This is a genomic window from Tropicimonas omnivorans (assembly GCF_031846565.1).
Lineage (GTDB): Bacteria > Pseudomonadota > Alphaproteobacteria > Rhodobacterales > Rhodobacteraceae > Tropicimonas_B > Tropicimonas_B omnivorans.
The window spans coordinates 26,654-46,713 of the sequence record NZ_JAVRHL010000004.1; the positions used below are offsets into that span (position 1 = coordinate 26,654).

The 20,060-nt window shown below is 63.5% G+C and carries 13 protein-coding genes and 1 pseudogene; 8 read left to right on the forward strand and 6 right to left on the reverse strand.

All coding sequences use genetic code 11. The annotated features are described in order from the left end of the window. Nucleotides 1–154 precede the first annotated feature (154 nt). The 4 genes from RM543_RS16015 to RM543_RS16030 all read left to right on the forward strand — a co-directional run bounded on the left by RM543_RS16015 (nucleotide 155) and on the right by RM543_RS16030 (nucleotide 3,848). A complete protein-coding gene (locus RM543_RS16015) occupies nucleotides 155–1,702 on the forward strand; it encodes an NAD(P)H-binding protein (RefSeq protein WP_311693450.1) in 1,548 nt (515 codons plus the stop codon). A 360-nt stretch (nucleotides 1,703–2,062) separates the two neighbouring features. Then, nucleotides 2,063–2,506 (forward strand): hypothetical protein, encoded by a 444-nt coding sequence (locus RM543_RS16020; RefSeq protein WP_311693453.1) that lies wholly within the window; start codon nucleotides 2,063–2,065, stop codon nucleotides 2,504–2,506. A 206-nt stretch (nucleotides 2,507–2,712) separates the two neighbouring features. Continuing rightward, nucleotides 2,713–3,051, forward strand: coding sequence for a hypothetical protein (locus RM543_RS16025; RefSeq protein ID WP_311693455.1), 339 nt, complete (start codon nucleotides 2,713–2,715; stop codon nucleotides 3,049–3,051). A gap of 392 nt (nucleotides 3,052–3,443) precedes the next feature. Then, nucleotides 3,444–3,848 carry a M48 family metalloprotease gene (locus RM543_RS16030; RefSeq protein WP_311693919.1) on the forward strand — a complete coding sequence of 135 codons (405 nt, stop codon included), beginning with the start codon at nucleotides 3,444–3,446 and terminating at the stop codon, nucleotides 3,846–3,848. Here RM543_RS16030 and RM543_RS16035 read toward each other — a convergent pair. Next, entirely contained in the window at nucleotides 3,840–7,028 is a 3,189-nt protein-coding gene (locus tag RM543_RS16035; protein ID WP_311693456.1) for an Eco57I restriction-modification methylase domain-containing protein, read from the reverse strand. The two genes, RM543_RS16030 and RM543_RS16035, sit on opposite strands and share 9 nt — an antisense overlap. Before the next feature lie 385 nt (nucleotides 7,029–7,413). Continuing rightward, on the reverse strand, nucleotides 7,414–8,259 hold the full coding sequence (locus RM543_RS16040) for an isocitrate lyase/PEP mutase family protein (protein WP_311693458.1): 846 nt from the start codon (nucleotides 8,257–8,259) through the stop codon (nucleotides 7,414–7,416). A gap of 238 nt (nucleotides 8,260–8,497) precedes the next feature. Between RM543_RS16040 and RM543_RS16045 the strand changes: the two genes are divergently transcribed. Further along, nucleotides 8,498–9,376 carry a LysR family transcriptional regulator gene (locus RM543_RS16045; RefSeq protein ID WP_311693460.1) on the forward strand — a complete coding sequence of 293 codons (879 nt, stop codon included), beginning with the start codon at nucleotides 8,498–8,500 and terminating at the stop codon, nucleotides 9,374–9,376. 126 nt (nucleotides 9,377–9,502) lie between these two features. Here RM543_RS16045 and RM543_RS16050 read toward each other — a convergent pair whose 3' ends face one another. The 3 genes and pseudogenes from RM543_RS16050 to RM543_RS16060 form a co-directional block, all read right to left on the reverse strand. Beyond that, nucleotides 9,503–10,396: an alpha/beta hydrolase gene (locus tag RM543_RS16050; RefSeq protein ID WP_311693462.1), complete on the reverse strand. Its 894-nt coding sequence runs from the start codon at nucleotides 10,394–10,396 to the stop codon at nucleotides 9,503–9,505. A gap of 352 nt (nucleotides 10,397–10,748) precedes the next feature. Beyond that, nucleotides 10,749–12,181: pseudogene (locus tag RM543_RS16055) on the reverse strand (DUF6880 family protein). Nucleotides 12,182–12,253: 72 nt separating this feature from the next. Then, a complete protein-coding gene (locus tag RM543_RS16060; protein WP_311693466.1) occupies nucleotides 12,254–12,562 on the reverse strand; it encodes an ETC complex I subunit in 309 nt (102 codons plus the stop codon). Between the two features lie 270 nt (nucleotides 12,563–12,832). Between RM543_RS16060 and uvrB the strand changes: the two genes are divergently transcribed. The 3 genes from uvrB (at nucleotide 12,833) to RM543_RS16075 (ending at nucleotide 17,357) form a co-directional block, all read left to right on the forward strand. Next, complete coding sequence (gene uvrB / locus RM543_RS16065; RefSeq protein ID WP_311693468.1) at nucleotides 12,833–15,037, forward strand: excinuclease ABC subunit UvrB; 2,205 nt, start codon at nucleotides 12,833–12,835, stop codon at nucleotides 15,035–15,037. Between the two features lie 201 nt (nucleotides 15,038–15,238). Beyond that, entirely contained in the window at nucleotides 15,239–16,156 is a 918-nt protein-coding gene (locus RM543_RS16070) for an MYG1 family protein (protein ID WP_311693470.1), read from the forward strand. Between the two features lie 220 nt (nucleotides 16,157–16,376). Next, on the forward strand, nucleotides 16,377–17,357 hold the full coding sequence (locus tag RM543_RS16075) for a zinc-binding dehydrogenase (protein WP_311693472.1): 981 nt from the start codon (nucleotides 16,377–16,379) through the stop codon (nucleotides 17,355–17,357). Nucleotides 17,358–17,420: 63 nt separating this feature from the next. On the opposite strand, the gene RM543_RS16080 is transcribed toward RM543_RS16075, so the two are convergent. Further along, nucleotides 17,421–19,928 carry a heavy metal translocating P-type ATPase gene (locus tag RM543_RS16080; protein ID WP_311693474.1) on the reverse strand — a complete coding sequence of 836 codons (2,508 nt, stop codon included), beginning with the start codon at nucleotides 19,926–19,928 and terminating at the stop codon, nucleotides 17,421–17,423. Between the last annotated feature and the right edge of the window lie 132 nt (nucleotides 19,929–20,060).

Here is a 20,060-nt window from a genome sequence, read left to right on the forward strand (position 1 = left end):
GGGCGGTCTGTCGTGCCGTTGCGCGGGAGGTCCGACGCTTAGCCAGTATGCGCTTAAATCGTTCTACTAGTGAGACGGATCGTCTATATTAACGGTCTATTGCGTTATCAGGGAGACGGTAAATTCCCCTTGTCTTTGGATAAGGAGAACCACCATGACATCCTCGATCAGCCACCACGCCCTCACTCCTGCCGACGCAGAAACCATGGAGCAGCTTCGCGCTATATTCGCGGGGAACCCGAAACTAACCCTCGAGCCGGCGAGCCGATCCGCCTTTGACGGTATAATGAGCCAGGCACCTGCGCCCGATGGTGTCAGCTTCGAGCAAGGCGCAGTCGGCGGCGTTCCGGGATGGTGGGCTCGTCCCGACGCGGCAACAGCGGACTCGGTCATCCTATATCTGCACGGTGGCGGCTACGTGATCGGCTCGGCCGCGGCATATCGCAACTTCGTCGGTCATCTCGCCCGGCGCGCCGGTGTGGTGGCATTCATCGCCGACTACGCCTTGGCTCCGGAGCGACCGTTCCCCGGCGCGGTCGATGATGTCCGCGCTCTGCTCGATGGCCTTGCGGCCACCGGCTTTCGCCGCATTGCGGTTGCAGGGGACTCCGCCGGCGGCGGACTGGCTCTCGCCTCCGTCCGTGCCGGTGCGGCGCAAGCCCACCGGATCGTGGGAATTGTCGCATTGTCGCCGTGGATCGACATGTTGCTTTCAGGAGAGACCATGGTGACGCGGGCCGAAGCCGACCCGCTCCTGTCCCGTGAGAGCCTGGCGGGCGCGGCGGAAGCCTATTTGGTGCAAACGGGGCGGGATGATGACCGTCTGCCCACCCTCGACGCTGACTATCCGACGATGCCGCAGGTACTCATCCACACAGGAGATGCCGAAGTTCTTCTGAGCGACACGCTTGAGTTCGCAGCGCGGGCAGAGCTGGCCGGCCTCGACCACGAGGTCCATGTCTGGGACGGCATGACACATGTCTTCCCTTCCAGCTTCGCAATGCTGCAGGCCGGTGCCGAGGCGCTGGAGAATATCGGTGCCTTCCTTGCCGAAAGGCTCTCTCCGCCAGCGGGCAAACGAGTGCTCGTCCTCGGTGCGACGGGCGGCACCGGCAGGGCCATCGTCCGGCGCCTGAAGGACCTCGGCCATGTGCCGGTCGCGCTGGTGAGATCGCCTGAAAAGGCGACTGGCCTCGACGCTATCATCGTGCAGGGCGATGCGCGGGATCCCGCGGCGCTCGACAAGGCGATGGCAGGCGTCGATGCGGTCATCTCGGCCCTTGGTACGCCGATCAGCCCATTTCGCAAAGTAACGCTGCTGTCCACGGCGACCGAAGCGGTAATCGCCGCCATGACGCGCCACGGGGTCGATCGGCTCGTCGCCATCACCGGCATCGGCGCCGGAAACAGCCGCGGCCACGCCGGCTTCCTCTTCAACTGGATCATCATGCCGCTGCTTTTACGGAAGGTCTATGCCGACAAGGATAGGCAAGAAGCCGTTATCCGCAAAAGCGGGTTCGACTGGGTCATTGTCCGACCTTCGGTCCTGAACGACAAGCCCGGACGCGGCGCCGTCCAGGCCCTGATCGATCCCACGCGGTTCAACGGCGGGACGATCGCACGAAGCGACGTCGCCGACTTCGTTGTCGACCAGATCGAAAGCGATGCATTCGTCGGAAAGACACCGCTTTTAACTTGGTAATTCCTAGCGATGTACGGAACTGCTCCTGCCTATCCGGTATGAAATCCGGGGCGGCAGGAGCAGTTGTGACGTTGTACTTCTGGGATACCGCGATTGCCTGAGAGCTTAGCGGTAACTTCCCCAACGGGCTCAAAGCCGCCATTCGCTGCGCGGCAGGGCCAAGCGCCTAGTCGCCCCTTACGCAGCGTCGCTTGCGGCCCAAACCCGACGTTCATCATCGGACCCGACGCTGCGCTGCGGCCTCCCCCAGACCAGTCATTCATGCACTGCGCAGCATAGTCCAGAGACCCAAGGTCTGCTGTGCGGGACAAAGCTGCCGCTGGTAGTGCGCACCGAACTGACATGTGTGATACTGTTGCCATGGCAAGACGAACCCAACTTCAAGGCATCTGCAACGATCTGTTGTCTACTTTCATAAGTCGGAACAACGATCTTGATGGCTATTGGGCTCTAGGCCAGTGCCTCGGATGGCTGGAAGAGGAACAAGCAGTCGCCATCAAAATTTCTTTGGTTGGAAAGATGGAAGCCAACCAAAAGCCGCAAGTTTCTGCACTATCTCGACATTTCAGCACTGCTCTTGTGTCTATGCTGTCCCGCCAAGATCTAAGTGTTGAGTGGGTAAAGAATGGTTGCATCACGATTGAACGCGAGAATAGTCACCAGCTTCGGTTTTCACTTAGCCTGATTTCCGACTTAGGGCGCAAGTTTGAATCCAGCCGTTCTTTGGCCGTTAGGCAACATGATCCTGGCCGAGAATTGAGGCGTAACTTTGATAAGTGGGGCATTCGAGTTAAGCAAAAGTAAGTGTTAGTCAGGGCTCTGAGGGGACTTTCGCTGCGCCGCAGGGCCAAGCGCGTGGTCGCCCCTCACGCGGCGTCGCTTGCGGCCCTAAGCTGACCTTCTCGCCACGCGCGGCGAAGGGCTGGTGCGAGCCCCTTTTTTACTTTACCATTTCAGAAATGATGTTTCGGAGATTACCTTTCTGCTGAAAGGCACACTTGGAGCCTTGAATGCGAGTTGCTTGGAAAATGTTTGGCGCGGCTGTGGCCGGTTCTTTGGCGACTTGGCTGCTCTTCGTGACGATGTATCGACCAACCGAACATGATTACCTCATCACCACAACATCCTATTATTTCAAGCGCATGTCTGAAGCTGGAAATACTGGAGTTGCATCGTTCTCTGATTGCAGGGTTGAATCGGGTGACGCTTCCGACCGGAGAATGGGGATTGCGATGTTTGGTCTTTGTCGGAGCGAGACCGCGACCGAAAAGTTTCACTTTTTCATCGCATTGAGCCCCACCGGGAACTCCGTTCACAGTGACATGGAAGTGCGAGGCGTTGATGAGTGACGGCAGCTATGTCCCGCACAGCGGACCTTTGAGAAGAGCGCAGCGAAAGTCCGCTCTCCGCCCTTTGTGTTTATCGGGCGGGTTTCGGCCTGGGTTCCCGGCTGAATGTCCGCTTCAACGATGCAACTGTGTGCCTTCGCGACCGCAGCGAAGGTCCGCTTTCCGCCCTTCCTGAGGGCTTTCACATCCGCAGCACGAATCGAGCACTCGCGGCGAACCGCAGAAACGTCCGCAGTGCCGACCGCCGCGCTCCATACGATGATGCACCTGCGGCGAACGTCTCCCTCTGCGAACGCCATCGCAGCATGAAACCTCGCCCCAACCCGTCTGAATACCGAGTTTGCAAAGTCGGGCCCCTGCGCACTGCGGTCACTTATAGGTAGCTCTACGACCTGGACGAAAGCCCGGATCAGTTGGCTGCGGTGATCGGCCACGAGATAGGCCACCTGCAGGACGACCATGTGCGCGGGCCCATGGGCAACGCCCGCGCCCAGAACGCACTGCAACGAGTGGTCGCCGTCTTTCTGCGGCAATCCGACATTGAGTTCGACGAGGAGATCATGGCGCCGCTCGGGCTGGGCCTGCGCTACGGCGTTGTCTTCCCCTACGGTCGCCAGCACGAGTTCGAGGCCGACCGTCTGGGTCTCTCCCTGATGAGAGAGCCGTCTTCCAGCCTATTTACGACATTGCTGCTCGGCGCGGAACGGGCCGCCTGCTTGGGCACGAAGGGCGGAAAGCGGAATTTCGCTGCGCATCGCATGAATGACCGCGATGCGCAGCGGACGCCTTTAGGATAAGGCGGCTTCGAGAAGCGCGATTTCCTCCTCGGTCAGGTCGAAGAGACCGTAGACGATGGCGTCGATCTCGGCTTCGGCCTGAGCGATTTCGGCAGTGAGGCGGTTGATCTCGGCGCGGTCGCGGATCAGCCAGTCTTCCCAGTCGGAGCGCTCGGAAAGGGGGATGTCGGCCTTGAAGACCTTCTTCGCCTCGGCACGGAACTCGGCGAAGCCGGGGAAGGCCCACCATTCCTTGAGCTTGGTATTCAGCTTGGCTTCGCGGTTTGGTGGGCAGAGATCGGGAATGCGTCGGGTGAAGTTGGTTTGGAGTTCCAAGCGGGCTTGGGCGGCCGCTTGGCATTGCTTTCCAAGCTTCGCCAGCCCATCGGGTAGATTTGCCGGTACGGGTAAGGGTTCGATATGCTGAGCAGTTGCTTCCCTCCACCCGCCTCGCACTGAAGTAGTGCGCGAACAAAAATCAAACCATAGAACCTTTGAGTTCAGTAGCGCCAGAAGATCCCAACCGCCGGTCGGTATAAAGTATGTCTTGTTGTTGGAGTAGGCACCTGTTTGGTCCAAAGAGTATATTGGCCGATCTTGGAAGTGCCCATAGGCGATTTTAGGAGGGTCGAAATAAGGAGCATAGGCGTCTTGGGCTTGCTGTAGCTCAAACCATGCCTGTTTCGTCGCCCGTTTTTCCAGCTTCGCCTTGAAAGGCAGGAGCCAATCTCGGATTGCGGGATAGTCGTCAATCGCAATTCTATTTTTTTTAATGTAAATCAGCCACAATCCGCGCGGCTCGGCCCGCCAGCGCTTCAGGTCTTTGCCTTCCAGAAACGGCTTTAACAAATCGGCGGATTTCGTATCCTGAGCGCAGATCGCCTCCTTGGTCGGGGTGTCGATTACAAAGGCGGCGTTCAGGCCCGTTTTGATGCCGTAGAGCGGCGCTCCGTACACGTCCTTGAGAGTAGGGCGTCCAGCACGGATCTTGTCCCTGAGCGCCCTCAGGGCGGGGTTCTCAAGCTCCCAAGAACCTGCCCCGAGCGCATCCTGAGGGTAAGGCCCGGCGCCGGCTTCCCAGGTAGCCTGGAAGTTGTTTTCCGGCAGACTGTCCACCTTCCAGAACTTAATCTCATGGTCCTTCGCAGGCTTTTCCTTGCGCATGGTCAGAATGGCCGGGTAGGTGGTGACACCTTCAAAAACCTGCAAGTCGCCAAAATCGACCACCTTTTCGATGGTCGCCTCGCGCAGCAGGTATTGCCGCAGCGGCTTGCCGGAACCCGTCTTGAAGAAGGTATTGGACGAGATGTAGCCGAGACGGCCGCCGGGTTTCAGCAGGCGCAGCCCACGTTCGTAGAAATAGCAATAGAGGTCTGCCCGATCCGAGACGACCTCATAGCGGCTTTCGAGATAGGGCTTGAGGGTCTTGAGGAACTCCATCCGAACGTAAGGCGGGTTGCCCAGCACCACGTCAAAGCCGTCCTCGGCAAAGACCTCCCGGAAGGCGATCTCCCAGTTGAAGTCATGATCAAGATAGGCGAAGTTGCTGTCCTCGATCAGGCTGTCCCCCACGCGAATACTGCCCGAGAGGCTGTCGAGGACCTTGCCGCGCTGCGCCGTCTTGATCCACAGCGAGAGCTTTGTGATCTCGATGCTCTCTTCGTTGACATCCACTCCGAACAGGTTGTTGGTCAGGATCTCGCTATCGGGGACATATGTCAGCAGGTCGCCGAAGTACTCTTCCTTCGGGGAGAGCTCCTTGATTTTATCGTTCACCCGGGTGAGTTCGGCTCGCATGAAGTCGAGCGCCATGATCAGGAAGACGCCGGACCCACAGGCGGGATCGACAATCCGAAGGGAGCGCAGCCGGTCCCGATAGGCTTTCCATGCCTTGAGTTCACCCGACTTCTTGGCCCGCCACTTGATGGCCGCATAGTCGCTCAGGTCGGCCCCGTTCACCGCATGGTCGCGCAGGATTCCGACGAAGATCTCCTCAAGATGGACGCCGAGCGTTTCGGCCACGATGAAACGGGCGATGTAGTCTGGAGTATAGACCACCCCGTCCCGCTTGCGGCGTCCGGTCGTGCCGGTCGCTTTCTCCGGTTCTTCCTCCTCGCCGCGGGCAATGGCTTGGAGCCGTTCGACATCCGCAATGGACTGTTCGAAGATGTGCCCCAAGACGGTGACAGAAACCTCGGAAGCAAAGTCATATCCCCCAAGGACCTTGAAGCCTTCGCAAATTTCGTCCGGAAGCGTGAGATCATCAATGGCCGGATCCTGACGAAAAAGGCCACCGTTGTATCGCGGGATCTTGAGCGCCTCGCTGCCCTTGTCGATGGCGCGGAAGAGGCCCTTGAAATTGTCCCATACCGGGTGCGGGTTATAGACGTCACGGGCCTCATAGGCACTCGCAAGCGTATTTCGTGGCAGCAGGCCAGTGTCTTCGGCAAAGGCGATGAAAAGCACCCTGTCGAGGATTTTCTGTGCCAATGCGATCGCCTGGAGACCGGCGCGGGTCGGATCCGCATCCTCGACCCCTGAAAGGAGTTTCAGCCGCAACGCTTTGTAATCCCGATACAAGCTATCGGTGATGTCCTTGTCTTCCTTCCGACTCTCCTTGAGGAGATCGAGCGTCTTGCCCGACAGAAGATTGTCAGCCGACAGCAGAAGCATGAAACGCGCATATTCTTCGGGGTCGGTAAGCTCATTCAGTCGGAATACGTCATAGGCTGCGGTGCCTTCCCCGAAGCCATAGAGGCGCAGCTCGACGTAATTGGAGACGAGAACCCACTTAACCCCACGCGCATGGGTGGCGTATTCCCACGCTTGCTGGACCGGGCTCTTGTTGCGCCCCGGCATGATTGCGTCGAGGTCATGTGTCTTTGCGCCTTTCAATTCGAATGGCGCGATGATCTCGTTTGATTTTTCGGAGAAATGGCCAAGGGCGAGATCGACGCTCCCCCGCAGTATGCTTTTCTCAGTCGCAACCGTGTAGTTCGAACCGGATGCAGGCCCGGTATATCCAAGGACGCCTTCGACGATCTTGGTGGAAAACTGGCCATGCAGAGCAGTCTCTTTGAGACCGCCGATGCGCCCGTCCTCGATCATGTCGCGCCATTCCTGAAGGTGCTTCAGGTGCGATTCCGGGATCTCCACGACCTTCGCATGGCGCGCTATTGCCTTCGGATTGAACAGGGGCATGCAAACAGTACTTCCAAATTTTCGGTATCCTGTCGTCAGTTAGAGCAGATGCAAACAGGAACTTCCAAGACGAAACTGGCTGTTCGAAGCTTTTCACTTGTGATGGAGTGTCGACGGTTTGCACCCACCGTGCGGTTGGAGGGCGCGCGCACGTGTGCGTCCGAAGTGATGAGCGCATTCCGTACGGCACAAGAAGGTCCCTTGGAATGGGACCGGTCATCCGCTGCGCTTGGAGCGAATGGCAGCAACGGGCCGTCAGCGCCCTCGGGCCAGGCGCGCCAGGGCTAGGGGCCTGCCGCGCCGCCGCAGGTCTGCTTTGAGCCCAACCTGAGCATTCGTCGGTGCGCCGCGAACTACTGTTTTGCCCAATTGGGTTTAATCGGCATCAGACTGTCGTCTGCTTGATTTTTTTCATTAGATTGGCGGCGGTTGCATCCGAAACCGCCTTGTCAGCGTAGCCGTAGGTTCCACAATCCTTCAGCTCCTCCGCGGCGCGGATCATTTCGCCGAGCGCCGCGCGCGCCAGCGAACCGCCGGTGCTGATGCGTCGGACGCCAGTCTTCGAGAGATCGTCTACCGTGTACGTCGTGGCGGAAAGCCCGACTACCACGTTGACGGGAACCGTGACCGCTTCACACACCGCGCGAACGCATTCGATGTCCGGCAGGCCCGGAGCGTAAACCACATCCGCTCCTGATTGTTCGAAGGCTTTCAGGCGTCGGATCGTGTCGCCAAGATCAGGGCGGCCGTAGATGAAGTTCTCCGCCCTGGCGGTGATCAGGAAATTCTTCGTAGGTCTCGACTCAACGGCTGCGCGTATCCGCTCAACTGCAAGCTCGAAATCGTAGATCGGATCGCTCGGGTCACCTGTCGCATCTTCGATAGCGCCACCGCACAGACCGACGGCTGCGGCCTCGCGCACGGTCTGCGCGCAATCCTCCGGCGAAGCACCGAAGCCGTTCTCCAGGTCCGCGGAAACGGGTAAAGATGTGGCCTCGACAATTGAACGAGCATTCTCCACGATCTGTCGGCGTGACAGGCTGCCGCTGGAATCCCTCAAGCCCATTGAGAAGGCCAACCCAGCGCTTGTCGTTGCCAAGGCGGGAAAGCCCATGCCTTCGAGGATGCGTGCCGTGCCGGCATCCCAGGTGTTCGGCATCAGGAACGCGCCAGGCGCTCGGTGAAGACGGACGAACTCGTCAAGTTTTTGTTTATGCTCGGCTGAATGCATGTGCCGATGTTCCTTTCGCAGCTCGAAGGCCTGGTCCTTGACCTTCCGCCTCGGCACGAAGCGCCCATCCCCTCCTTGTTCCACTGTTCCCAAGGATGACATGCGTGTTGCCACGAACATGCTTTGAGCAAGAGTTGCCAACATACCGATCACCTCCAAGATCAGACTACGGCAGCTCTATAGATTTCTGAAACGAATAGGTTTGCTAAGAGTAATGAGTTCCGCTTATCATCGAGACATGAAGCGTGACCTCGAAATTGACCTTCTGCGGTCCTTCGTGGCGGTGGCAGCCCATCTCAACTTCACGAAGGCGGCCAACGCGGTCGGCCGCACCCAGTCGGCGGTAAGCCTTCAAGTGAAGCGGCTTGAAGAGATTGTCGGAAAACGCCTCTTCGACCGGAGCCGTCAGTCTGTCGCGGTCACACATGCGGGCGAGGCCCTGCTGGTCTATGCCAATCGCATCCTCGCTGCGAACGACGCCGCGCTTTCACATATCCAGCGGCCCGAAGCCGCGGGGCTGGTCAGGATTGGAGCACCGGACGACTATGCCACGTTCCTGTTGCCGCCGATCCTCTCCGCCATCGGCAAGGATTATCCTAGACTGCAGTTGGAGGTCACGTGCGACAATGCCTGCGATCTGCTGCCGCAACTTGGCACGCGAGCCCTTGATGTCGTCGTCGCAACCCACCCGACGAATGCTGTTGCTGGCGAGATAGCTCGGTACGAACCGCTTCACTGGGTCGCTGCGCCGGACTATCTGGACGACCCGGCAGCGGCGCTGTCGCTGGTGCTGTTTCCAGCGGGATGTGTCTGCCGCGACATCGCCCTAGACGCCTTGCGGCGCATCGACCGACCGTGGCGCGTGGCCTATTCCACCCGCAGTATCGGGCTAATGGAGAAAGCCATTCTCGAAAACGCCAGCGTGTCAGTGATGGAGGCTTCAACCATACCCGCCAGCCTCAAGGTCATCGACGGAAGAGAGGGGTTCCCCTCACTGCCTGATGTGGCGATTTCGGTTCATCGGCCGACGAAAAGCGAAGCGCACGTCTCCCTCGTAGCCGACTACCTTTTGTCGAAGCTCGCGGGCACCGCGTCGAGAGATGTCGTCGGGCAATGAAATTGACGATCCGACGACGCGGTTACCTTCCGTGTCCAGAGCCGACATTCGGTCAATAACGGTTTTGTCCCGCGGTGCCGTCGCTCAGGCAAGCCGCGACGAAGGTTCGCGGAGAGCCCAAAGTTGTCAGTCGGGATGCGCAGATTCGTCGATTAGACTGGCGATGCCGGGCACAAGATTTTCATAGAGAGGCAGGGATGGGTCAGTATATGTGGCAAAGGGTTTCCCGGCGACAGCAGTCTTCAGCATATGCGTTCCCCGAACAAGATTGATCCGTTGGGACTGCGGCAGCGCACTGGCAAGAAGATCGGCATCGCGAGGTCGGATTTGCGTGTCTTCGCTTCCTTGGACGATCAGCACGGGGCCATTCCAGTCTTCGGCGATCTCTGCGGGGTCATAGGAGAAGAGGTCGATCATGTAGCGCTGAAGTCCAGCAGAGAATAGCGGACGCAGGACCGCGGACACAGAATCTGGATCGCGGGTCTCGCCCGCCTCAAGATCAGCTACGATGGCGCTGACCTCAGGCATCAAAGGAGCGTTGGCCGGATTGGCCTTGAACTGTTCGATCATGAGTTGCCCTATCGGGCGCCCCGGCGTTGCCAGAAGGATCAAGCCGCAGAGATTTTCCGGCGCGTCTTGGGCGGCCACAAGGGACACCAGTCCACCTTCGGAGTGCCCGGCAAGCCATACACAAGGTGCGACGCTCGAGGCGTATGCTGCCCAATTGCGCACATCTTCAGCATATGCACGGATGGTGACATTGTTGGGATCGGCAATAGCCCCGGCGCTGCCATAAAACCCCCTCTTGTCGATACGCAAAGAGGCGATCCCTTGTTCGGCCAATGCCTCGGCCAGCAATCTGTAGGTGTCAGTCGAGAGGCCCATCTGCGGCGAATTTCCGTCCCGGTCTGTCGGACCCGACCCAGGAATGATGATGACCACATGACCAGCCCCCTCGACGGCGATCATTTCCGCCTCAAGCTGACCCTGCGGTCCGGGAATGTGAACCGGCTCGGCCATTGCCAATGCAGGGAGAGATAGCAGAAGTAGGGTAAGTCGGCGCATGAAATCCTCGCGTACACCAAGGAGACCAATAGGCAGCGTTATATGATCTGGCAAGGGCTGCTTCGTCCGCATAGTGTGAGTTCGCGGCCGTCTCGATCTCGCGACTGCGGCGGACGACCGGTTCGGCGGGCCGCGCTGCAGCATTGAGAGCGGAGGCGAAGGTCCGGAATGGGCCGGTCGGACCCATCGGCCAGCCCCACGCGCTCTGGCTTAGAGAGAATATCGCTTTTTGCGAAATTCGGTCGACGGCCGGACCCGGATGAGCTTCGAAGCCAGAGCTGGGCCGCAATGTTTTCGCAGTGATACATCATTCCGCCCGCACTCGCTGCCAGAAGGCTGTCTTTTTGGGGTGCGACTGGCGTAGGGTGTCCAGATATCCCGCGTGGGGCGGGTGCAAGCCGTAATCTGCGATCTCGATGTCGGCCGCGGCACAGGAGGCCAGGTGCCGCGCGGGGTGAGGATCTCGTAGGCGTCGCCGTCGATCTCGTCGCTGCGGGCGTCGATGAGCCCTGCCGCAAGCGGTAGGTCTGGCGCCTGCAGGCAATAGACCAGCGCCCGTTCGATAGGCTCGTGCCCGAGCACGAGCCGTCGCGCGGCCTCTTCGGCCTCGATGTCCTCGAAGTCGGGTAGCAGGCTGAGATGGCGGCGCAAAGCGTCGGGGCAGAGGTGCCGCTCGAAGCGGTGCCAGAGGGCGGCGCGCAGGTCGTCCGTCCGCCCGAGCGCCTCGAGGCAGGCGAAACGGGCCTCGTCCAGCTCGGGTGTGTCGTCCCATGGATTGCTGCTGTCCCGAGGGCGCACGGCCTCGACCAGTCGCAGCGCCTCCTCGGGACGGCCGGCCTCCACCAGCCGCGTCGCGGCTGAGGGGGCGATCGTGGTATAGGTCAGCTGCTCGGCCGTGTGCTGCGCGAGCCAGCTGTCCACGTCGCCTTCCGCGTCCGCCACGTCCCGCAGGATCATGTTGGCCGTCAGGTTCCGCCCCACGAGGGCACGCTCGGCGCGTGTATTGTCATCCCGAATGAAGACGTGCCGGGCGTGGTCGGGCTCGGTCAGTGGTGCATCGCGCGCAGCTTCCGCCAGCGTTCTGAGGCGCGCCAGACCCGCGGCGCCGAGCGCCTCGGCGAGCGCGGGGACTGCGTCGTCGAAGGCCCCGTAGCCGTCCTCCGAGACCGCTTCGAAAACGTCTTCGGCCAGCGCCTCCGGCGCCTTGCTCAGTCGCGGAGCGAGCTGATCGATAGCCGCCATGGCATCGCCCATGACGTCGCCGATCGTGCCCCAGCTGTCGTCGGTGCGCTCATGGATCCCGGCGGCGAGGTGCAGTTGCGTCCAGAGAAGGTCGAAGGCGGCATCCGGGGCGTCCGGCGCGATGCGGGTTTCGATGAGCTGCGTCAGATCCGAGAGTTCCTGCGCCAGCTTCTTTTGCGCCTGGCGGGAGAGGAAGCTGCGGCCCCGGCGGATCGAAGAGAAACGCTTCAGGACGTCCGCTCGGATCGTCTCCAGCCCCTGATCGGCGGAGAGCACCATGCGCACCCGCCGCTGTCGGGCCGCGTCACCCTTGACGGTTTCGAGCAGAAGGTCCGCAAGCGTGTCCGCGCCGAGCTCCACGAGGTTCGGCTTGTTGAGGGCCTTGCGCGCCATCTTCACCTTTTCGCTCGACGCAACGGCAGCGGGATCATGCACCGGCAAGCGAGGCCTACAAGCGTTATCTGGAAATAGTATGGGCGCCCACTGGGCGCCCCACATCTTGGCCAGACCTAAGTTTCGCGAAATCCTTATCCCGATTTCGAGACAACTTTATCCGGATTTACAACACCCTCAGTGCGTCCAGGCGCCGCGGCGGTCGGTGGCGAAGTTCTCGCCGTAGCCACGGGCGCGGACGTTGGTGCGGCGTTTCTTGGGGTCGACCACGGCGAAATCGATGCCCTTCTCGCGGGCGTATTCGATCGCCGCTTCCTTGGTGTCGAAGCGCAGGCGAACCTGGCTCTGCGTGTCGGAAGACGATGTCCAGCCCATCAGCGGGTCGATGTCGCGCTCCTCGCTGCCGAAATCCAGGATCCAGCCCCTGGCGCGGGCGGTGCCCGATTGGGTGGCGGTGCGGGAAGGCTGGTAGATCCGGGCGCGCATGGGACTGTATCCTTGGGCTGACTCGCTATCCTTCTCTGCCAATCTCGAACAGCTTTTGCAACGCAGTCGAGCGCCGCACCCCGTGTCGCGACCGCGCGGAAGCGCCTTGGGCCGGACACGCACGCCTCCCGACGTTCGGGCTCCCCGGTCTCGGATCGGCGGGGCCGGCCTCGTCGCGGGCTCCCTTCGTCGCGCGTCCCCCCGTGCCAGCTCTTCCCTTGAACCGGACGCTCGCGGGTGCACATGTCAGTCACCGGCCCGGAGTGACAGATGCATAACAATTCCCCCGAACAGATGCCCGTTCTGACCCATGCCGCCCCGGCCGATGTCCGGGCGCGCGAGAAGCTCGAAGGCGGCAAGCGGTTCACGATGCACACCGAGTTCTCCGCGGCGGGGGATCAGCCCGCCGCGATCGAGGAACTGACGGGCGGCGTGACCGGCGGCGAGCGGGATCAGGTCCTCCTCGGCGCGACCGGCACCGGCAAGACCTTCACGATGGCCAAGGTGATCGAGGAGACCCAGCGCCCGGCCATCATCATGGCGCACAACAAGACGCTGGCGGCGCAGCTGTACGGCGAATTCAAGCAGTTCTTCCCGGACAACGCGGTCGAGTACTTCGTGTCGTACTATGATTACTACCAGCCGGAGGCCTACGTCCCGCGCTCGGACACGTATATCGAGAAGGAATCGCAGATCAACGAGCAGATCGACCGGATGCGCCACTCGGCCACCCGTGCGCTTCTGGAGCGCGATGACGTGATCATCGTCTCTTCGGTGTCCTGCATCTACGGTATCGGGTCGGTGGAGACCTACGGGGCGATGACGCTCGATCTCTACACGGGCCGTGAATACGATCAGCGCAAGATCATGGCGGACCTGATCGCGCAGCAGTACCGGCGCAACGACCAGGCCTTCCAGCGCGGCTCCTTCAGGGTGCGCGGGGACGTGGTCGAGATCTGGCCGGCGCATCTCGAGGACAGCGCGTGGCGTCTCTCCTTTTTCGGGGAGGAGCTTGAGGCGATTACGGAGTTCGACCCCCTCACCGGTGCCAAGACCGATACCTTCGAACGGGTCCGCATCTACGCCAACAGCCACTACGTCACGCCCCGTCCGACGCTCAGGCAGGCGGCGATCTCGATCAAGAAGGAGCTGCGGATGCGGCTCGACCAGCTCGTGGCCGAGGGCAAGCTGCTCGAGGCGCAGCGGCTGGAGCAGCGCACGAATTTCGATCTGGAGATGCTGGAGGCGACGGGCTCGTGCAACGGCATCGAGAACTACTCCCGGTACCTGACGGGCCGCGCCCCCGGCGAGCCGCCTCCGACGCTGTTCGAGTTCATCCCGGACAACGCCATCGTGTTCTGCGACGAGAGCCACGTCTCGGTGCCCCAGATCGGCGCGATGTACAAAGGCGACTACCGGCGCAAGTTCACCCTCGCCGAGCATGGATTCCGACTGCCCTCCTGCATGGACAACCGTCCGCTCAAGTTCGAGGAATGGGACGCGATGCGCCCGCAATCGGTCTTCGTTTCGGCGACCCCGGCGGCGTGGGAGCTCGAGCAGTCGGGCGGGGTCTTCGCCGAGCAGGTCATTCGCCCGACCGGCCTTCTGGACCCGCCCGTCGAGGTGCGCCCGGTCGAGATGCAGGTGGACGATCTGCTCGACGAGATCCGGCGGGTCTCCCAGGCCGGCTACAGGACGCTGGCGACGGTCCTGACCAAGCGCATGGCGGAGGATCTGACGGAGTATCTCCACGAGCAGGGCATCCGCGTGCGGTACATGCACAGCGATATCGACACGATCGAGCGGATCGAGATCCTGCGGGACCTGCGCCTCGGCGCCTTCGACGTTCTCGTGGGGATCAACCTGCTCCGCGAGGGTCTCGACATCCCCGAATGCGGTCTCGTCGCCATCCTCGACGCGGACAAGGAAGGGTTCCTGCGCTCGGAGACGTCCCTCGTCCAGACCATCGGGCGGGCGGCGCGGAACGCGGACGGGCGCGTCATCATGTATGCGGACCGGATCACGGGCTCGATGGAGCGGGCCATGCGGGAGACCGACCGTCGCCGCGAGAAGCAGATCGCCTACAACGAGGAGCATGGCATCACGCCCGCCACGATCCGCAAGAACGTGGAGGACGTGCTGTCCGGCCTCTACCAGGGCGATACGGACATGAACCGGGTGACCGCCAAGGTGGACAAGCCGCTGGTCGGGGCGAACCTGCAGGCCCATCTCGACGGTCTCAGGGAGAAGATGCGCAAGGCGGCCGAAAATCTCGAATTCGAGGAGGCCGCTCGCCTTCGCGACGAGGTCAAGAGGCTGGAAACCGTCGATCTCGTCGTGGGCGAGGACCCCCTTGCGCGTCAGACCGCCGTGGAAGAGGCGATGGAAGAGGCCCGCAAGGCGTCGGGTCGGTCCACCGCCGGCCGCGCCGGCTCCCGCGGCGGCAACAAGCGCTCGAAACGCAGCGGAAGCTGACGGGCGAGGGGAGGGGACGAGGAAAAGCGTTCCTCGGCGTGCCCCGCTGGGGTTTACAATGCCGCTCCCCCGCGCGAAGCCGCGCGGCACCTGTTGGTGGCGGACCTTGCCCGTAGCGCGTATCGTGCGCGTGCGAGGCGTCTGCCTCGTTTTTCTGCGTGCTCGCCCCGGAATGGCTCGCGCATACGCTTTGGGGGCGCCATGACCATCACACACCTCGTGACCCATTCGGGCGGCTTCCACGCCGACGAGCTTCTGTCCTCGGTCATCCTGACGCGGCTCTTTCCGGAGGCGGAGCTCGTTCGAACGCGGGACCTTTCGTGGATCGGGCCGGGGGAGGGCCGGATCGTCTACGACGTCGGCCGGGCGTTCGACGCGGAGGCCCGGATCTTCGATCACCACCAGCGCCCCGCCCCCTTGCGTGAGGACGGGCGACCCTACAGCTCGTTCGGTCTGATATGGGCCAGCTACGGGCGGGACTACCTGCGCGCTCTGGGCGTCCCCGAACGCGATCTCGAGGTCATCCACGCGGGCTTCGACGACAGCTTCGTCGTTCCCATCGACCTGATGGACAACGGTGCGATGGAGCCTTCGGCCGCCGGTCCTCTGGCCGGGCTGACGCTGCCCGTTCTCCTGGAATCCCTGAAGCCGGTCTTCGATGACCGCAGCGAGAGCGCAGACGACCGCGCCTTCCTGGCGGCCGTCCCCGTGGCGCGGGCCTTCGTCGAGGCCGCCATCGAGGGGCGCGCGGCGAAACGGCGCGCAGAGGGAATCGTCATGGAGGCGATCGAGGCGGCGGGGGAGTCCCGCGTTCTGGAGCTGCCGATGGGAATGCCGTTCCGCTCCGCCATCGAAACTGCCGGCGCGGACCACCTGCTCTTCGTCGTCCATCCCCGCGGCGACGACTGGGTGCTGACCACGATCCGCAAGAGCGGCGATACTTTCGAGGCCCGTGCGGATTTGCCGGAGGCATGGGCCGGCCTGACCGATGCGGCGCTCGAGGAGGCCTCCGGCGTCGAGGGCGCGAAGTTCTGCCACAACGCGCGCTTCATCGCGGTGGCCGCCACGCATGACGCGGTGCGACGGCTCGCCGACCAGGCGGTTGCCGCGGCAGTCTGAGCTCGCCCCGGCGGCCCGCGCACCGACCCGGCATCTTCCGTCGCGGCGAGAGAGCCCGCCCGCCATGGAAGAGCCTTGCCGCCCGTCTTATCTGAACCTGAGCGAAGGGGGCCGGGACGCGCCGCGTTCTCCCCCCTAAACGGTGCCCGGCCCTCGACGCGGCCCGGCACGCACCGGACATTCGCCCGGAACCCGGGCGCGACAGATTGCGAGGACCACCATGAAAGCTGCTGTACACGACACATTCGGCGAGCCCGCCGACGTTCTGAAGGCGCGCGATGTCGAGACGCCGGAGCCGGGGCAGGGGGAGGTCCGCATCCGGACGATCCTGTCCCCGATCCACAACCACGACCTTTGGACGATCCGCGGCAATTACGGCTACAAGCCGCCGCTGCCCGGCGCGATCGGCGGCTCCGAAGCCGCCGGAGTGGTCGATGCCGTGGGCGATGGCGTGGAGGAGGGGCTCCTCGGCCGGCGCGTGAGTGTCGCCGACGTCCATGGATCCTGGGCGGAGTTCTTCATCGCGCCCGCCGGAGGGCTCCTGCCCCTGCCGGACGCGATCTCGGACGAACTCGGCGCGCAGCTCATCGCGATGCCGTTCTCCGCCATCTCGCTTCTGGAAACGCTGAAGGCCGGGAAGGGCGACTGGATCATCCAGACCGCCGCGAACGGGGCCGTCGGTCGGATCATGGCGGTTCTGGCCAAGTCGCGCGGGATCAACCTTCTCAATCTCGTGCGCCGCACCGAAGCGGCCGATGAATTGCGGGACGCAGGGTTCACGAACGTCATCTCCACCTCGGACGAGGACTGGACGGACAAGGCCCGCGCCGTGATCGGCGACGGTGCCGCTCTCTCCGCGATCGACAGCGTCGGAGGCGACATCTCGGCGCGCCTCGTCGAGCTTCTGTCGCAGGACGGCGAACTCGTCGTCTTCGGGACGGCGACCGGCGCCCCCATGCCGCTCTCCTCCGGCGCCCTCATCATGAAGCACATCACGGTAAGGGGCTTCTGGGGTGCCCGCGTCAGCAAGGACATGGACGATGCGCGCCGCAAGGCTCTGACCAGGGAGCTGGTCGAACTGGCGGTGAAGGGCGAGCTAAAGCTGGAGACCGGCGGAACGTTCGGCCTGGACGATCTGGGCGCTGCCCTCGATGCGGCGCTGACGCCGGGCCGCGCCGGAAAGGTGATGCTCCGCCCGTGACGTCGCGGCCGGCCCGCCTCCGGACGTGGGGCGGGCCGGCGACAGCCCGGCGGTTCCTGCCCCTCATGTCGCTGCGGGGCGGTGCGCTCCGGCCGCCGGGCGCCCGCTTTTTGGCGCCGGTCCTTTCCTGACCGCGCCCCTCAGACGCAGCGCATTGGACAGCACGAACACCGAGGACAGCGCCATCGCGCCCGCCGCCAGTACGGGGGACATGAGGATGCCGCTGGCCGGGTAGAGGACGCCTGCCGCGATCGGAACGAGGGCGATGTTGTAGGCGAAGGCCCAGAACAGGTTCTGCCGGATGTTCCGCATCGTCGCGCGGGAGATCGCGAATGCGCTCGGGACGGCGGAGAGGCCCGAGCCCATCAGCACCACGTCCGCGCTTTCGATGGCGACGTCCGTTCCGGTGCCGATGGCGATGCCGACATCTGCCGTCGCAAGGGCCGGCGCGTCGTTGATCCCGTCGCCGACGAAGGCGACGGGTCCGAGGCGCCTCAGCGCCTCGACCGCCGCGACCTTGCCGTCCGGCATGACCTCGGCCACGACCTCGGCGATCCCGAGGCGTCCGGCGACAGCATCGGCCGTCGCGCGGCCGTCGCCGGTGATCATCGCCACCCTGAGACCCTGGGCCTGCAGTTCCGCCACCGCCCGCTTGGCACTGTCCCTGATCGGATCCGAGACGGCGACAAGGGCCGCGGCGGCTCCGTCCTTCGCGGCGAAGAGCACGGTTCGGCCCTCCTCGGCCATGGCGTCCGCAGCGGCGGAGAAGGCAGACACGTCGACCCCCTCCTGCGCCATCAGGCGGCCCGCTCCGATCAGGATCCGGTGCCCGCCCGAGAGGGCAGAGACGCCAAGACCGGTCAGCGAGGCAAAGTCATCGGGCCGTATCGAGGGCAGCCCCTCCCGCTCCGCCCCACCGGCGATGGCCCGTGCGACGGGATGCTCCGACAGCGCCTCGATCCCCGCGATGCGGGCGAGCAGATCGGCGCGATCCTCCCCCGACGCCGTCTCGAAGGCGGTCAGCGTCGGGCGCCCTTCGGTCAGCGTTCCGGTCTTGTCGAAGGCGACCACCGACGCGGATTGCAGGCTCTGCAATGCGTCCCCCTTGCGAAAGAGAACGCCCAGCTCCGCCGCGCGTCCGGCGCCGACGGTGATCGACGTCGGCGTGGCGAGGCCCATGGCACAGGGGCAGGCGATGATCAGCACCGCGACACCGGCGACGAGCGCATGGGCGAGCCGCGGCTCGGGGCCGAAGACGAGCCAGAGCGTGACGGTCAGAAGGGCGACAAGAAGGATCGCCGGAACGAAGTAGAGCGTGATGCGGTTCACGAGGCCCTGGATCGGCAGACGCGCGCCCTGCGCCGCCTCGACCATGCGAATGATCTGCGAAAGCACCGTGTCCGACCCCACCCGGCTGGCGCGCACCCGGAGGGCGCCGGTACCGTTCACCGTCCCGCCGGTGACCGCGGCGCCGACGTCCTTCCGGGCCGGAAGAGGCTCGCCCGTGATCATGCTCTCATCGACGAAGGAGCACCCCGAGACGACGTCCCCATCGGTGGCGACAGTCTCCCCGGGGCGCACGCGCACGATGTCGCCCGGCACGATCTCGTCCACGGGCCGCATGCTCTCGCGGCCGTCTCGCTCCACGATCGCCGTGCGCGCGCGCAGCCCCGCAAGGCGGGCGATCGCGTCGCCAGTGCGGCCCCTGGCCCGCGCCTCGAGGACGCGGCCCAGCAGGATCAGCACGACGATCACCGCGGCCGCCTCGAAATAGACCGCCCGGCTCTGTGCCGGTATCGCCTCGGGGACGAAGAGGCAGATGCAGGAGAAGAGCCAGGCCGCCGTCGTTCCGAGCGCGACAAGGGAGTTCATGTCCGGCGCTGCCCGGAAGAGGGCGGGATAGCCCTTGGCGTAGAAGTGCCGCCCCGGCCCGGCGAGGATCGCCGTCGTGAGGACGAATTGCACGAGCCATGAGGCGCGCATCCCGATCGTCCCCTCGATGAGATCGTGGAAGGCGGGGACGAGGTGTCCGCCCATCTCGAGCAGGACGACGGGGAGGGCGAGCGCCGCGGCGAGGATGAACTGCCGTTTGAGCGCGCGGCCCTCCTCCGCCCGCCGCTCTTCACCGTGCGTGCGCGCCTCCTCGGCATCCGCCCGGACGGTCGCGGGGTAGCCGGCGGCGGTCAGGTTCCGGGCAATGTCCGCCGCCCCGCAATCCTCTGAATGGCGGACGACGGCCCGGCCTCGCGAAAGATCGACCTCGGCGGATGCAACGCCCGGCAAGCCGAGGAGCATGCGCTCCACGCGGCCGATACAGGAGGCACAGCTCATCCCCTCGACCAACAGGACGGTCTCCGTCAGCCGCATCGGATACCCCGCCTCGGCGAGCGCGGCCTCCACCTCGCCCGTGGTGACGCTGCCGTCATGGTGCAGGGCCGCGTTTTCGGTTGCGAGGTTGACCTGCGCTCCTGTGACGCCCGGCAGGGCGAGAAGGCGCTTCTCGACACGGCCGACGCAGGAGCCGCAGGACATCCCGTCGACGCCGAAGCGGATTGTCCCTGAGGTGGTCATGGATCGTCTCCCAGATCGTGGCGAGCCAGAGATAGGGATTCCAGCGACTGGAGGGTCAAGGCGCAATCAAGGTCGGAACAGGGGCCCATGACAGAAAAAGGCGGCGCGCCCGCCGGCCCGCCGCCTGTCTTC

What these genes read in the sequence shown, in the direction of transcription:
- uvrB (WP_311693468.1), top strand. Translation starts at nt 12,833, where the DNA reads ATGCATAACAATTCCCCCGAACAGATGCCCGTTCTGACCCATGCCGCC.
- RM543_RS16050 (WP_311693462.1), bottom strand. Translation starts at nt 10,396, where the DNA reads ATGGCCGAGCCGGTTCACATTCCCGGACCGCAGGGTCAGCTTGAGGCG.
- RM543_RS16075 (WP_311693472.1), top strand. Translation starts at nt 16,377, where the DNA reads ATGAAAGCTGCTGTACACGACACATTCGGCGAGCCCGCCGACGTTCTG.
- RM543_RS16040 (WP_311693458.1), bottom strand. Translation starts at nt 8,259, where the DNA reads ATGCATTCAGCCGAGCATAAACAAAAACTTGACGAGTTCGTCCGTCTT.
- RM543_RS16045 (WP_311693460.1), top strand. Translation starts at nt 8,498, where the DNA reads ATGAAGCGTGACCTCGAAATTGACCTTCTGCGGTCCTTCGTGGCGGTG.
- RM543_RS16060 (WP_311693466.1), bottom strand. Translation starts at nt 12,562, where the DNA reads ATGCGCGCCCGGATCTACCAGCCTTCCCGCACCGCCACCCAATCGGGC.
- RM543_RS16015 (WP_311693450.1), top strand. Translation starts at nt 155, where the DNA reads ATGACATCCTCGATCAGCCACCACGCCCTCACTCCTGCCGACGCAGAA.
- RM543_RS16080 (WP_311693474.1), bottom strand. Translation starts at nt 19,928, where the DNA reads ATGACCACCTCAGGGACAATCCGCTTCGGCGTCGACGGGATGTCCTGC.
- RM543_RS16025 (WP_311693455.1), top strand. Translation starts at nt 2,713, where the DNA reads ATGCGAGTTGCTTGGAAAATGTTTGGCGCGGCTGTGGCCGGTTCTTTG.
- RM543_RS16070 (WP_311693470.1), top strand. Translation starts at nt 15,239, where the DNA reads ATGACCATCACACACCTCGTGACCCATTCGGGCGGCTTCCACGCCGAC.
- RM543_RS16020 (WP_311693453.1), top strand. Translation starts at nt 2,063, where the DNA reads ATGGCAAGACGAACCCAACTTCAAGGCATCTGCAACGATCTGTTGTCT.
- RM543_RS16035 (WP_311693456.1), bottom strand. Translation starts at nt 7,028, where the DNA reads ATGCCCCTGTTCAATCCGAAGGCAATAGCGCGCCATGCGAAGGTCGTG.